Source organism: Micrococcus sp. KBS0714 (assembly GCF_002008305.4).
In the GTDB taxonomy this organism is placed as follows: domain Bacteria; phylum Actinomycetota; class Actinomycetes; order Actinomycetales; family Micrococcaceae; genus Micrococcus; species Micrococcus luteus.
Genome location: NZ_CP042169.1, coordinates 1279177 through 1293502, shown reverse-complemented (window position 1 = coordinate 1293502; position 14326 = coordinate 1279177). Strand labels below are relative to the sequence as shown.

Below are 14326 nucleotides of genomic sequence, written 5' to 3'. Positions count from 1 at the left end.
GGCCGGCGGCGCGGCTCAGCCCTGCACGGCCCGCACGGCGTGGTCCATGGCCCGGTAGGCGTCGAGCTCGCGGGCTTCGGCCGCGCCACCGATCAGGCGCACCGCCTCCGGCGCGTAGCCCGCAGCCACCAGGTCCTCGACGAGATCCGTCTCGGACTCCTGCCCGGCGCACACGACGACGTCCGTCACGTCCAGGGTCAGCGCCACGCGGGCCTCGGGGTCCTCCGGGGACGGCGCGGTCACGCGCAGGCCGTCGGGGCCGAGGCCCTCGTAGGTCACACCGGAGTGCAGGTGGACCCCGTGCCGCCGCAGCTCGGCGCGGTGCACCCAGCCGGTGGTGGGGCGCAGTCGCACGCCGATCGGTCCGGGGCTGCGCTGGAGCAGGTGGACCTCGCGTCCGGGGTCGGCCGCGGCCGGCTTCGCCAGCTGGCCCGGCGTCTGAGAGGTCAGTGCCACGCCCCAGCGGGCCCGCCAGTGCTCCTGCGTCTCGGGTGTCCCGTCCGGCCGTTCCGTGCCGGCCGCCAGGGCCTCGGCGACATCCACGCCCACGCCGCCGGCGCCGATCACCGCGACGCGCGGGCCGACGTCGACGTGCCCCAGGACCACGTCGTCATAGGCATGGACGGCGGGCGCGCCCGGCTCCCCCGTCCCGGGCAGAGCGACGGGCCGGGGCCGCACGCCGGTGGTGAGGAGCACCTCGTCGTAACCCGGCCGCCCGTCGTCGGTCAGGAGTGTCTGTGCGGATACCTCCTCCCCGGTCACGAGCGTCACCCCGGACGCCGCCGCGCGGGCCGCCAGGTGCTCCAGCGCGGGACCGAACTCCTCCTTGCCGGGGATGCGCCGGGCGAGCCGGAACTGGCCGCCGGGCTCGGCGTGCCGGTCGAACAGGGTGACCTCGTGCCCGAACCGGGCCGCACGCTCCGCCGCCGTGAGGCCCGCCGGCCCGGCACCGACCACGGCGATCCGGCGCCGGCGGCCGAGGGCCACCGGGACGGGCGCGGCGTACTCCGGCTCCGTCTCCCGCCCGGCGCGGGGGTTCATCAGGCACGAGACCTTGGCCCCGGTGAACACGTGGTCGAGGCAGGCCTGGTTGCAGGCGATGCACGGGGTCAGGGTCCGAGCGCGCGGGTCGCCGATCGCGGCCATCCAGTCGGGGTCCGCCAGCAGGGGCCGGGCCAGCCCGACGAGCGCGGCGGCCCCGGACGTCAGCGCCTCCTCCGCCTCGGCGGGGGTGGTCAGCCGGTTGGAGGCGATCACGGGGATGTCGACGGCGGCGGTCAGGTCAGCCGAGGCGGCCAGGAACGCGGCGCGCGGCACGGAGGTCACGATGGTCGGCACACGCGACTCGTGCCACCCGATGCCGGTCATCAGGACGTCCGCTCCGGCGGCCTCGAAGGCCCGGGCGGTGTCCGCGATCTCCGCGCGCGTCTGCCCGTCGGGGACGAGGTCCGCCGCCGAGGTGCGCACCGAGAGCACGCCGCGCTCCCCCAGCGCCTCGCGCACGGCCGCGACCACCGCGACCGGGAACCGGCGTCGGCGCTCGGCGTCGCCCCCGTACTCGTCCGCGCGTCGGTTCGTCGCCGGGGCGAGGAACTGGTTGAGGAGGTAGCCCTCCGAGGCCATGATCTCCACGCCGTCGTATCCGGCCTCCAGGGCCAACGTGGCCGCGCGTGCGAACGCGTTCACGGTCCGCTCGATGTCCGCGGCCGTCATCTCCCGGGGCGTGTGCCGCGAGATCGGCGCTCGCACCGCGGAGGCCGAGACCAGGTCGGGGCTGGGGGCGTAGCGTCCCGCGTGCAGCAGCTGGGCGAGGATCCTGCCCCCGGCGGCGTGGACGGCGTCCGTGACGACGCGATGGGCGCGCGCGTCCTCCTCGCTGGCGAGCATCCCCCCGCCCAGCGTCACCGTGCCCTCCGGGACGACGCCCAGGCCGCCGGTGACGATGAGTCCGACGCCGCCGCGTGCCCGCTCCGCGTAGAACGCCGCCAGCTGCGGCAGGTCGTCGTGCCGATCCTCCAGTCCCATGTGCATCGAGGCCATGACCACCCGGTTGGGCAGCGTGAGGGGGCCCAGAGTGATCGGCTGGAGCAGGGGCGAGACCGCGACGGGTGAAGATGTCATGCAGCTCACATTACCGGTCGGTAGCCCCCTCCTTCCAGGACCGCCTGGGGACACGCTGTGTCCGACGCCACTGCATAGGGCAGGATGGGGATCACACGTCGACGCGCGGCAGACCCGTCCGCGCACCCGACACGGAGGGGAGCGCACGCATGGAGTGGATCGAGGCGAACGCGGGCTGGCTGTGGCTGGTGCTGGCCGCCGGCCTGGCCGGCGTCGAGCTGCTGACCCTCGACCTCGTCTTCCTGATGATCGCCGCCGGGGCCGGCGCGGCGGGAGTGGTCGCGCTCGTGGGCGGCCCGCTGGCGCTCCAGCTCGCGGCGTTCGCCGCCGTCGCCCTGCTGATGCTCGCCGCCGTGCGCCCCGTCGCGCTGCGCCACCTGCGCAAGGACACCGGCGCCGGCGCCTCCTACCTGGACACGCTTCCGGGGCGCCGCGTCGCGGCCCAGGGCGCGATCACCGGCGACGCCGGCACGCTCGCCGTCGACGGCGACACCTGGTCCGCCCGCGTCGAGCCCGGGGCGCCCGAGGTCGCCCCCGGCGACGAGGTGACCGTCCTGCGCATCGACGGGGCCACCCTGGTGGTCCGCCCGCTCCCCCGCATCGACTGGGAGGCGGACGGCGCCTGAGCCGCCCCACGTCCTCGTTCCGACCGCACCGACCGCACCGACCGCACCGACCCCAGAAGAAGGGACCCCGATGGAAACCCTCATCGTCCTCGTCGTCCTCGCCGTCCTCGCGGCGGTGATCGTGGCCTCCTCGGTCAAGATCATCCCGCAGGCGCGGACGGCCAACATCGAACGCCTCGGCAAGTACAACCGCACGGCCGGCGCCGGGCTGACCCTGATCATCCCGTTCGTGGACCGCATGCTCCCGATGGTGGACATGCGCGAGCAGGTCGTCTCCTTCCCGCCCCAGCCGGTGATCACCGAGGACAACCTCGTCGTCTCCATCGACACGGTCGTCTACTTCCAGGTCACGGACGCCAAGGCCGCGACCTATGAGATCGCCAACTACATCCACGCGGTGGAGCAGCTCACCACCACCACCCTGCGCAACGTCGTGGGCGGCATGAACCTCGAGGAGGCCCTGACCTCTCGCGACTCCATCAACTCCCAGCTGCGCGGCGTGCTGGACGACGCCACCACGCGCTGGGGCCTGCGGGTCTCGCGGGTGGAGCTCAAGGCCATCGACCCGCCCATGTCCATCCAGGACTCGATGGAGAAGCAGATGCGCGCCGAGCGCGACCGCCGCGCCGCCATCCTCACCGCCGAGGGCACGAAGCAGGCCGCCATCCTCACGGCCGAGGGCGAGCGCCAGTCCCAGATCCTCTCCGCCGAGGGCGAGGCTCAGGCCCGCGTGCTGCGCGCCAACGCCGAGGCGGAGGCGATCGAGGTGGTCTTCGACGCCATCCACTCCGGCGGCGCCGACTCCGAGGTCCTGGCCTACCAGTACCTGCAGTCCCTGCCCAAGATCGCCGACGGCCAGGCCAACACCATGTTCGTGGTCCCCGCCGAGCTCACCCGCGCCCTGCAGGGCCTCGGTGAGGCGTTCGCCCCCGGCGACGGCGACCGCCCCACCCCGGAGCACGCACCCCGGCGTCGGGACTCCGGGGACCGCGCGGGCGAGCCGGGAGCCGAGCACTCCGGCGTCACCCCGGAGCGCGCGCGTCGGCCGCGTGGGTCCCGTCCCACCACCGCGGACGCCCTGCGCGCCAGCGGCGTCATGGACGCGATGACCGCGGGCGCGGTGACGGCGGAGGACATGCCGCAGACCTCGCTCGACGAGGCCCTGGCCACGCCGCAGGAGATCGAGCCCGACCCGTCGGCCGGCCGCACCCCCGGCACCCGCCCGGCCGGCGAGGCCGACGGGAATGCTGTGGGACACTGAATGGTTCCATCGGTGAGAACGACCCGCCGCGCCTCGATCGGCCCGCGCCCCCGCGCGGGCCTCGGCGCGGCCTGACGAGGAGGAAACGTGAGCGATCGCAGCCTGCGGGGCATGCGCCTGGGCGCGCAGTCCCTGGAGTCCGAGGCCGGCGTCGAGCCCGCCGCCCGGCAGCGGGTGGAGTACCGCACGGAGGACGGCGAGCAGGTGTTCGTGACCTTCTCCGTGGAGGCGGACGTGCCGGCCACCTGGACTTCGAAGACCGGCAAGGAGGCGTTCCTCGTCAGCGGCGAGAAGCCGGCTGAGACCGAGGGCAAGCCCGTGCGCACCCACTGGGACATGCTGCGTGAGCGCCGCAGCCTCGAGGAGCTGGAGGAGACCTACAAGATCCAGCTCAACAAGCTGCGCGCCAGCCGCGGCGAGGAGGTCGACGCCTGACCCGCCGCTCCCCCATGCACGACGGGGCCGGATCCGCCATGGATCCGGCCCCGTCGTCGTTCGGGGACTGTGCGCCTCACAGGCCGAGGCGGGCGCGCAGGCCCTCCCAGCGCGCGGCCAGGCCCCACCGGGTCACGTTGACCACGGCCTCGCCGATGATGCCGCCGCTCATCTTGGACTCGCCGAGCTCACGCTCCACGAACGTGATCGGGACCTCGACGATCCGCTTGCCGAGGCGGGCCGTGCGGAAGGTCATGTCCACCTGGAACCCGTAGCCCTTGGACTCGATCGCGTCCAGGTCGATCGCACGGAGCGTGTCGGCCCGGTAGGCGCGGTAGCCCGCCGTGATGTCCGTCAGGTTGAGGCCGAGCATGATCCGCGGGTACAGGGAGCCGGCCCACGAGATCATCTTGCGGGAGGTCGGCCAGTTCACCATCTTGCCGCCCGGCACGCGGCGCGAGCCGATCACCAGGTCCGCAGTGCGGACGGCCTCCAGCAGGCGCGGCAGCTGCTCGGGCTGGTGCGAGCCGTCCGCGTCCATCTCGACCAGGACGTCGTAGCCGCGCTCCAGGCCCCAGCGGAACCCGGCGATGTAGGCGCCGCCCAGGCCGTCCTTGGTGGTGCGGTGCAGCACGTGCACGGAGGGGTCCTCGGCGGCGCGGGCGTCGGCCCAGTCGCCGGTGCCGTCCGGGGAGGCGTCGTCCACCACGAGAACGTCGGACTCCGGGACGGCGTCACGGAGTCGGCCGAGGGTCAGCGGCAGCGACTCGATCTCGTTGTACGTGGGGATGATGGTCAGCACGCGCATGTGCGGTTCTCGCCTTCCGGCCGGGGTCGTGGGGGCGGCCCGCCGGTCGGACGGGCCATCGCATCCGTTCGAGTATAGGAAGCGGAGGTCTCAGGCCGGCGTCGCGGCGTCGTGAGCGTCGCGGGCCACGTCCTCCGCGGCGATCCGGCCGTCCACCCAGGTGGCCCGCCAGCGGGGCAGGGCGGTCTCGGCGTCGAGGGCCGGCAGCAGCGGCGTGCCGGCCCGGGTGTCCGTGCTCCACGCCGCCACCCGGCCGTCCGGCGACTGCACAGCGACCGCGTCGGCGTCCCAGACGCCGAACACGGCCGGGGCCGACACGCTCAGGCGCGGGGCGACGGACAGGCGTGCCGCCGGAGCGTCGGGCAGCGCGCGCAGCGGGGTGCGGGTCGCGGCGGCGAAGGCGGAGCGGGCGGAGATGCGCTCGTCCGGGTCGGGGTGGGACAGCGCCGACCGGACGGCGGCCCACGGGTCCCCGGCCGGGCCGGCGCCCAGGCACACGGTGACGGCGTCGGCCAGCAGGCTCGCCACGGGGGCGTGCAGCACGCCGTCCGCGTCGGGGACGACGGTGGCGCTGACCCCGGCGGCGGCCAGGAAGGCGCGGTCCTCGGCGGTGACCGGGTGGGTGACCACGAGCCGATGGCGCACGCGGCCCAGGGCGGCGGTGCCGAGTTCCTCCGCGACCGAGCGCAGGGCGGTCAGGGCCACGTCCTGGGCGGCGGGCCCGGCGTCCGCACCGCCGTCGGGGACGAGGTAGGCCTGCTCCCCCGCCTGGGTCGAGGCCGTCAGGAGGCCGGTGAGCGTGGCGGGGTCGGTGTCGGTCCCGACGGGCAGCCACACCCCGGCCGCCTCGGCGTCCACGCGGTCGGCGTGCCGGTAGACGACGGTCTGGACGTCCTCGTCGGCGGGCGCGGCGCCCGTGTCCTCGGGCCCGGCCAGGACCGTCACGACGGCGGTGCCGCGGCTCAGCGCGTCCCGCGCGTCCGCGGGCCGGGCCAGCGGCTCGACGAACACGGGCACGACGACGGCGCCGTCGAGGTCCCGCCGTTCGTCACCCGGGTCGGCCACGCGGTCCGCGGAGTCGTCCGCGCCGAGCCAGGCGATCATCCCGTCCCGGACCAGCAGCGCCTGTGCGTACGGGTCCGTCGTCGAGTGGATGATGCCGCGGGTCAACAGGTGTGCGCTCACCCGCCCACCCTAGCCCGTGTCAGTCCTCGTCCGCGCGCGGCGCCGAGGCCGCCGGCAGCGAGGTGGCCACGACGCCGCGGGAGACGAGGTCCGCGGCCCGGCGGCAGGCACGGCTGCGACGGGTGTCCCCGGGGACGTTGGCCAGCTGGCCCAGCACGTCGATGACCTGCCGCGCCCAGCGGACGAAGTCGCCCGCGGCGAGGTCCGCGCCGTCAAGGGTGCGGCGCAGGGTGGCGCCCCGCACCCAGCGGTGCATGGGTGCCACCAGCCCGGGGTCCGTCCGGGGCGTCGGCTCGAGCCGGGCCTGGGCCTCGTCCGTGCGCAGGCGCTCCTCGATGCGCTCGGCGGCCTCCGCGACGCGCGCGAGCCGCGGGGTCGGCATCGGGACCAGTCCGGGCTCGGCCTCCCCCCTGCCCTGGTACACGAGCAGCGCGGCGACGGCGGCCCACTCCTCCGGCGTCAAGCCGTCCGTGGCCGGATCCTGCAGCACCAGCGAGGTGAACAGGTCCCGCTCGCCGTAGATCCGGCGCAGGGCCTCGCCGCGCTCCGTGAGCGCCGCGCGGGGCGAGGACGCGTCCTCCTGGACGTAGCCGTAGGCGCGCAGCAGACCGACGACGCGGTCGAACGTGCGGGCGATGGTGTTGGTGCGGCCCGCGATGCGCTCCCGCAGGACGGAGACCTCCCGCCGCATGGCCCACCAGCGGTCGCCCCAGCGGGCGTGCTCCTCGCGGTCCTGGCAGCCGTGGCACGGGTGGCGGCGCAGTGCCCGGCGCAGCTCCTCGACCCGGGGCGCGGCCGGGTCCTCCCGGAGGCGGAAGCCCGCCGTGCGGCGGCCTCCGGCGGGCGGGCGGCCCGTGCGCACGGCCTCGCGCATGAGCGCGGCGACGTCCTTGCGCTGCGCGGGCGTCTTCACCTGCACCACCTGGGGCAGGGCGGCGCCGGCCACCGGCTCGACCGGCCCGGCGACGTCGTCCACCGTGATGCGGCGCAGCTGCGCCTTGTCCGTCACGACGCCGACGCGCGGGTTCTGGAGGTTGCCGGCGGGGAACACGACGACGGCCCGGCCGAGCGCGCGGCCGGCGTCGAGCTCGACGACGTCCCCGACCGCGAGGTTCGCGAGCGAGTCCTTCACGGCGGCCAGGTGGGCCCGACGGCGCCCCTGCGAGCCGGACTTCTCCGCGGCCGCGAGCTCCTTGCGCAGGGTGAGGTACTCGGCGAAGTCGCCGAGGTGACACTGCATGGCCTCCTCGTACTTCTCGAGGCTGGCCTGCTTCGAGCGGACCTCGCGGGCCAGCCCCACCACGGAGCGGTCCGCCTGGAACTGGGCGAACGAGGACTCGAGGATGCCCCGTGCCCGCTCCGCCCCGACCTGTGCCAGCAGGTTCGCGGACATGTTGTAGGTAGGCCGGAACGAGGAGCGCAGCGGGTAGGTGCGGCGCGAGGCCAGGCCCGCGACGGCGGCCGGGTCCAGCCCGGGACGCCACATCACCACGGCGTGGCCCTCGACGTCGATGCCGCGGCGGCCCGCCCGGCCCGTCAGCTGGGTGTACTCCCCCGGCGTGATGTCGACGTGGTTCTCGCCGTTGAACTTGACCAGCTTCTCGATCACCACGGAGCGGGCCGGCATGTTGATGCCGAGGGCGAGGGTCTCCGTGGCGAACACGGCCTTGAGCGCGCCGGCGGCGAACAGGTCCTCGACGGCCTCCTTGAACGGGGGCAGCATGCCGGCGTGGTGGGCCGCGAAGCCCCGGGACAGGCCGTCGCGCCACGCCCAGAACCCGAGGATCTCCAGGTCCTCGACGGGCAGCAGACGCGCCGCCTCCTCGACCCGCTCGGCCACGAGCGCCTTCTCCCGCGCCGTGGTGAGGTCGAGCCCGGCCCGGAGGCACTGCTCCACGGCGGCGTCGCAGCCGGTCCGGGAGAAGATGAAGGTGATGCACGGCAGCAGCCCGTCGCGGTCGAGGGCCCGGATCATCTCTGGGCGCGACGTGGACAGCCGCGGTCCGCGCCGCTGGCCGCCGTCGTGACCGCCCGGCCGACCGGAGACCGGCCGCTCCCGGTCCAGCGCGGAGGAGCCGTTCCGGCCCCGGCCGCCGTCGCGAGTCGTGCGTCGGCCGCCCCTGACCCGGCCCTTCGGGCCGCCCCCGCGCCCGTCGCGGTGCTGCTGCCGCCCGGGCCGTCCCCAGTCCGCGCGCTGGAACCGGCGCTCGGTCTCCTCCCCCAGGCGCTTGAGCTCGGGGTTGAGCAGGGCCTCCCCGTCCCGGTCCGCGGTGTCCTCGAAGGCGATGTCCTCGGCGAACAGGTCGTAGAGCCGGCCCCCGGCCATGACGTGCTGCCACAGCGGCACCGGCCGGTGTTCGGAGACGATCACGGTGGTGGCGCCCCGGACCGTGTCGAGCCAGGCGCCGAACTCCTCGGCGTTGGACACCGTGGCGGACAGGGAGATCAGCTGCACGTGCTCGGGCAGGTGGATGATGACCTCCTCCCACACCGGGCCCCGGAACCGGTCGGCGAGGTAGTGGACCTCGTCCATGACGACGAAGCCGAGGTCGATGAGGGTGTCGGACTGCGCGTACAGCATGTTGCGCAGCACCTCGGTGGTCATCACGACGACGGGCGCATCCGGGTTGACGGAGGTGTCCCCCGTGAGCAGGCCGACGTTCTCCGCACCGTGCACGCGGGCGAAGTCCGCGTGCTTCTGGTTGCTGAGAGCCTTGATGGGGGTGGTGTAGAACGCCTTCGTGCCGCGGGCCAGGGCCAGATGGACGGCGAACTCGCCGACCACCGTCTTGCCGGCGCCGGTGGGCGCCGCGACGAGGACGCCGTGGCCGTCCTCCACCTCGGCGCACGCGCGGCGCTGGAAGTCGTCGAGGGGGAAGCCCACGCGTGCGGCGAACCGGCCGAGCTCGGAGCCGGCGTGGTGCCGGGCCGCCCGGGCACGGGCGTAGCGCTCCGCCGGGCTCAGCTCGGGCTCGTCGTGCGGGGTCGCGGACGCGGGATGGTGGGCCATGGCCCCACCCTACTGGCGGGTCCGGACACCGTCGTGGTCGTGCGTCCGGGCGGGAGGGCCGCCGCGTACGACGCTCAGATCTGATCGAGCGGCTTCGGGCCTTCGGCGAGCTCCGCCTCGACGTCCACCTCGCGCTGCCCCGAGCGGCGGTCACGACGACGGTCCCCCCACAGGCACAGGACGATGGCCACGCCGAAGAGGACGACGAGCGGGATCGCCATGTAGAACATGGAGATGGCGTCCGCACCGGGGGCGGCGATCGCGGCGATCAGCATGATCACGAAGACGGTGATGCGCCAGTGGTGGACGATCGTGCGGCCCGGCAGGATGCCGAGCATGTTCAGTCCCACCAGCAGCACCGGCAGGACCATGGCCACGCCGAACGCGAGGTAGAGACGCGTGACGAAGCTGATGTACACCGACGCCGTCGGGAGGTTCGCGCCGCCCTCGGGAGTGAAGCCCACGAAGAACTGGACGGCCTGCGGCATCACGAGCCACCCCAGCGCGATGCCGAAGATGAACAGGGGCACGGCCGCGGCGATGAAGCCCAGGGCGTACTTCTTCTCGGCCTTCTTCAGACCCGGCACGATGAATGCCCAGATCTGGTAGAGCCAGACCGGGCTGGACAGGATGAGCCCGATGAACATGCTGACCTTGAGCATGAGGTCGAACGGCGAGGCCACCGTGTCATAGGCGACGGCCGCCGTGTGTCCCTGGCTGGCGATCTCCTTGACCGGGCGGAACAGCTCCGCCATGACCGGCTGGTAGACGAGGAAGCCGATCACCATGCCGACGGCGACGGCGAGCGCCGACTTCAGCAGTCGGTTGCGCAGCTCCGTGAGGTGCTCGCGCAGCGGCATCTCGCCGGTGGGGTTGTCCCGCCGCTTCCGGCGGCGCCGGGTGCGGCGGGCGACCTCGTCGACCTCGGTCATCGGGTGGGGGTCCTTCCGGCTCAGCGCGGGTCGCGCGGGTCGGTCTCGTCACGCTCGACGACGCGGCCCTCGACCGGCTCGTCCGCGGCGGTGGAACCGGCGCCGGAGCGCTCGTCCGTGGTGCCCTTGCCCTCGGTGCGCATCTGCTTCACCTCGGAGGAGAAGATGCGCATCGACTGGCCGAGGTTGCGGGCCATCGCGGGCAGCTTCGGCGCCGCGAAGAGCAGGATCGCGAGCAGGATGATGATGACGAGCTGCCAGCCCTGGAGTCCAGCCATGATGAAGGGTCCTTTCGATGGGGTTCCGGGGTCCAGGCTACCGCGCCGGCAGGGCCGCGAGGGCATCGCCCAGCGCGTCCGCCACGGACGTCCGGAGGTCGGCGGGGGCCAGCACCTCGACGGCGCCGCCGTGGCGTCCGACCAGCGCGGCCGCCACGGCGGCGTCGGTCAGATGCACCCGGGTGAGCCGGTCGCCGTCGGGCAGGTCGGCCTGGGCGTCCGGGCGGTAGCCGGCGGCCGCGTCGCGGACGGGATGGGCCCAGCGCAGCAGCACCGGCACCCCCGCAGTGTCGTCGGGATGGACCCGCCAGCGCGCGGGCCGAGCCCGGGGCGCGAACGTCTCCCCCGTGGGTGCGGGCGCGCTGATCCGGTCCACCCGGAACACCCGGTGGTCCTCGGCGCGACGGCACCACGCCTGCAGGTAGAGGCGCGCCCCGTCCTGCACGAGGGCCAGCGGCTCCACGTCCCGCTCGGTGAGGGCATCGGCATGCACGGAGCGGTAGGTCAGATGGACGACGGCCCGCTCCGCCACGGCGGCCAGCAGGGTGCGCACCGTCGCGGGGTCCACGGCCACGTCCCAGTGGGCGGCGACGGCGACCGGGGGCTCGCCGGCGGTGTGCGCCTCGGCCTCCCGGAGGGCGGCGTCGTCCGCGTCGTCCGCATCCGGGGCCCCCGCGTCCAGGACCGCGGCGCGGATCCGGCGCTGGGCGGAGCGAGCGGCCTCGCGGTCGGCCTCGTCCAGCACCGGCAGGTCCGCGACCGTCTGCAGGGCGGCGACGAGGCTGTGCGCCTCGGGGCGCGTCAGCCGCACGGGACCGGCCAGGTCGGCGGCGCGCTCCACGTGGACGCGGCCACCGACCTCCGCCACCTCGAACTGGAAGCCGGGGAAGTCCCGCTCGGGCATGCCGCAGTAGCGCAGCGTCTCGAGGTCGGCGTCGAGGCGCTCGTCGGTGATGCCGAGGCGGGCGCGCAGCTCCGCCCGGTCCACCCCACCGGCCCGGTTGGCCAGCCCCACGATGTCCAGCAGGCGGCCCACGAGGTCCTCGCTCGAGTCGCGGGCGCGACGTCGGACGGGCGCGGCGAGCGGGACCTCGAGCAGGGCCGGGTCGGCGGGGCCGGCGTGGGCCTCCGCCGCGGCGGCCAGGCCCGCGCGGACGCGGTCGGTCAGGTCCGGGTGCGCGGCGGAGGGCACGGCCCGGCCCAGCAGGCCGCCGATCTCCGCGGCGAGGCCGTCCTCGCGCGGCCCGGCGGGGGCCTCCCAGAGCTCCCAGTCGGGCCCCGGTGCGGCGCCGTCCTCGACCCGGGGCTCGGCGGGCTCACCGACCGCGCGGACGCCCTGACCCCGGCCGGGCGCGAGCCACACCCGGACCCGCTCGGCGTCGGCCTGCCCGGCCAGGCGCGCCACGAGGCCGGCGTGGTCGTGGTCCTCGGGACGGCCGGGGGCGTCCGTCGCCCGCTCGACGCGGCGCGGCTCCCCCTCCATCCGGGTGAGCCGGAAGCTGCGCTCGGCGCCGCGGTCGAGGTCCCAGCCGGTGAGGTACCAGCGGCCGCGCACGAGGGTGAGGTACCAGGCCCGCACGGTGCGCCGGGTGGCCCGCCCCCGCGCGTCGCGGTAGGGGAAGCGCAGCACGGCCTCGTCGGCCACGGCCTGGGTGAGGGCCTCGAGCCGGGGGTCGGCCCGGGGCATGAGGGTGTGGTACCCGGCCAGCTCGTCATCGCCCGTGAGGTCGGTGGCCGGCTGGAACAGCAGGCCCACGGCGCGGACGACGTCGGCGCGCAGCGGCGAGTCGCCCCACAGGCGCCGCGCCCGCACGAGGGCGCGGCGCTCGTCCACGGTCAGGTCGAGGTCGCGCAGCAGCAGCGCGTCGCGGACGACGCGGTGCCGCACCCCCGCCTCGCCCTCGTCTAAGCCCGCGGGTTCGAGGGTCTCCAGCGGGACCCCCACGGCGCGCAGCACGCGGCGGTCCCGCTGGAAGAGCTTCTCGAAAGCGGTGTCCGTGAGCCCCTCATAGCCGACGACCTGCCGTCGGATCCGGTCACGCTCGAGGCCGTGCGGCGCCGAGAGCAGCAGCCACAGCAGCGAGATGATGCGCTCGGCGGCCTCGTCGCCGGCGCGCCGCGGGGCGGGTGGGGTCACGGGGCCCGGGGTCAGTCGACCGAGACGAGGTCGCAGACGAAGATGAGCGTCTCGTTCGGCCCGATCGCGGAGCCGGCGCCGCGGGCGCCGTAGCCCAGGTGCGGCGGGATCTCGAGGCGGCGGCGGCCGCCGACCTTCATGCCGAGCAGGCCCTGGTCCCAGCCGGCGATGACCTGGCCGACGCCGACGGTCAGGGGCAGCGGGGTGCCGCGGTTCCACGAGGCGTCGAACTCCTCGCCGGTGGACCAGGCCACGCCCACGTAGTGGACCTGCACGCGGGAGCCGGCCTCGACGGCCGGGCCGGAGCCCTCGATCAGGTCCTCCACCACGAGCTCGGTGGGCGGGGTCTCGCCCGGGAAGTCGATCTCGGGCTTGGTGCGGTCGTAGTCGCGCTGTCCGAAGGACACGGTGCTCTCCTCTGGGGTTCTCGTGGACGGGGTCAGTTGGCCGACGGGGTGGCGGACGCCTGGGCGTCCAGGATGTCCACCACGAACAGCAGGGGCTCGTTCTCGCCGATGTCCGGCGGGCTGCCCTGCTCACCGTAGGCCTTCTCGGCCGGGATCGACAGGAGGACGCGCGAGCCCACCTTCTGGCCGGCCAGACCCTCCTTCCAGCCCTCGATGACCCGGTTGAGGGAGAACGTGATCGCCTGGCCCGTCTCCCAGGACGAGTCGAAGACCTCGCCGTCGGACCACGTCACGCCCTCGTACTGCACGGTCACGGTGTCGTCCGCCCCGACCTCGTGGCCCTCGCCCTCGATCAGGGGCTGGACCACCAGCTCCTGGGGCGCCTCGCCGTCGGGCTTCGCGATGCTCGGCCGACCGCTCTGCTCGTCCACGGTGACGTCGGGCAGGCGCTCGTCCCGCTCGGTCACCTCCTCGCCCTCGGCCTGCTTCGGCAGGATGGCGTCGATCTTGTAGACGAACAGCTGGGCGGGCTGCGTCTGGGTGGAGGGGGAGGCGCTCGGCGACGCGCTCTCGGTCTGCGGGACGGAGACGTCGTACTCGGGGCTGTACGCGGCGACGATCGTGCCGGCGCCGCTGCCCACCAGCATCTCGTGGATCTCCGGGTTCATGGACTTGAGCTGGTCGTCCACGGGCACGGCCTCCGGTTCGCCGCTGAAGTTCTCGGCGACCACCTCGCCGCTGGCCGGATCGACGACGGCGATCGACATCTTCAGGACGTCGCCCTCCTGCACCTGCTCCCCCTCGCCGGCGGTCAGCACGCGCGTGGTGGGCTGGTCGGTGTCGATCTCCCCGTCGATCTCGACCGTCGGCGCCCCGCCGTCGCCCTCCGTGAAGGTGACACCCGTCAGGGCGTCCGGCTCCCCCTGGCCCTCGCCGACGGCCGCCCGCTCGGGGGCGGCCGACGTGGAGGCCGACGCGGTGTCGCTGTGGGGCTGGTCCGCGCCGTCGTCGCCGGTGGCGCAGGCGGTGGCCAGCATCAGGCCCGCGGCGCCGAGGGACAGCAGCGGCAGCAGGCGGCGACGGCGGCGGGCCGTCGGGGGCTGGGGGGTCTCGAACGAACTCATGC

The 14326-nt window shown here is 74.8% G+C and carries 12 protein-coding genes; 3 read left to right on the top strand and 9 right to left on the bottom strand.

Translation table 11 applies throughout. The annotated features are described in order from the left end of the window. Positions 1-15: 15 nt before the first annotated feature. On the bottom strand, positions 16-2121 hold the full coding sequence (locus B1A86_RS05945) for an NADPH-dependent 2,4-dienoyl-CoA reductase (protein ID WP_078025538.1): 2106 nt from the start codon (positions 2119-2121) through the stop codon (positions 16-18). A 149-nt stretch (positions 2122-2270) separates the two neighbouring features. Between B1A86_RS05945 and B1A86_RS05940 the strand changes: the two genes are divergently transcribed. The 3 genes from B1A86_RS05940 (at position 2271) to B1A86_RS05930 (ending at position 4443) form a co-directional block, all read left to right on the top strand. After that, a complete protein-coding gene (locus B1A86_RS05940; RefSeq protein WP_020624804.1) occupies positions 2271-2747 on the top strand; it encodes an NfeD family protein in 477 nt (158 codons plus the stop codon). Positions 2748-2817: 70 nt separating this feature from the next. Continuing rightward, entirely contained in the window at positions 2818-4008 is a 1191-nt protein-coding gene (locus B1A86_RS05935) for an SPFH domain-containing protein (protein ID WP_078025539.1), read from the top strand. Positions 4009-4095: 87 nt separating this feature from the next. Then, positions 4096-4443, top strand: a complete 348-nt coding sequence (locus tag B1A86_RS05930) for an RNA polymerase-binding protein RbpA (protein ID WP_060774975.1) — start codon at positions 4096-4098, stop codon at positions 4441-4443. A gap of 76 nt (positions 4444-4519) precedes the next feature. Here B1A86_RS05930 and B1A86_RS05925 read toward each other — a convergent pair whose 3' ends face one another. From B1A86_RS05925 to B1A86_RS05890, 8 genes are all read right to left on the bottom strand, one after another. Next, a complete protein-coding gene (locus B1A86_RS05925) occupies positions 4520-5251 on the bottom strand; it encodes a polyprenol monophosphomannose synthase (protein ID WP_036315073.1) in 732 nt (243 codons plus the stop codon). Positions 5252-5341: 90 nt separating this feature from the next. Further along, a complete protein-coding gene (locus tag B1A86_RS05920; protein WP_041103783.1) occupies positions 5342-6436 on the bottom strand; it encodes a hypothetical protein in 1095 nt (364 codons plus the stop codon). A 19-nt stretch (positions 6437-6455) separates the two neighbouring features. After that, the gene (locus B1A86_RS05915; RefSeq protein WP_063190049.1) at positions 6456-9446 is read right to left on the bottom strand and encodes an RNA helicase; all 2991 of its coding nucleotides are present in this window, start codon (positions 9444-9446) and stop codon (positions 6456-6458) included. A gap of 74 nt (positions 9447-9520) precedes the next feature. Further along, on the bottom strand, positions 9521-10378 hold the full coding sequence (gene tatC, locus B1A86_RS05910) for a twin-arginine translocase subunit TatC (RefSeq protein ID WP_041103787.1): 858 nt from the start codon (positions 10376-10378) through the stop codon (positions 9521-9523). 20 nt (positions 10379-10398) lie between these two features. Beyond that, entirely contained in the window at positions 10399-10656 is a 258-nt protein-coding gene (locus B1A86_RS05905) for a twin-arginine translocase TatA/TatE family subunit (protein ID WP_002855080.1), read from the bottom strand. Positions 10657-10693: 37 nt separating this feature from the next. Beyond that, complete coding sequence (locus B1A86_RS05900) at positions 10694-12793, bottom strand: YafY family protein (protein ID WP_078025540.1); 2100 nt, start codon at positions 12791-12793, stop codon at positions 10694-10696. A gap of 11 nt (positions 12794-12804) precedes the next feature. Continuing rightward, on the bottom strand, positions 12805-13200 hold the full coding sequence (locus tag B1A86_RS05895; protein ID WP_010078659.1) for an FKBP-type peptidyl-prolyl cis-trans isomerase: 396 nt from the start codon (positions 13198-13200) through the stop codon (positions 12805-12807). Between the two features lie 32 nt (positions 13201-13232). Then, the gene (locus B1A86_RS05890) at positions 13233-14324 is read right to left on the bottom strand and encodes an FKBP-type peptidyl-prolyl cis-trans isomerase (protein WP_036336886.1); all 1092 of its coding nucleotides are present in this window, start codon (positions 14322-14324) and stop codon (positions 13233-13235) included. Positions 14325-14326 lie beyond the last annotated feature (2 nt).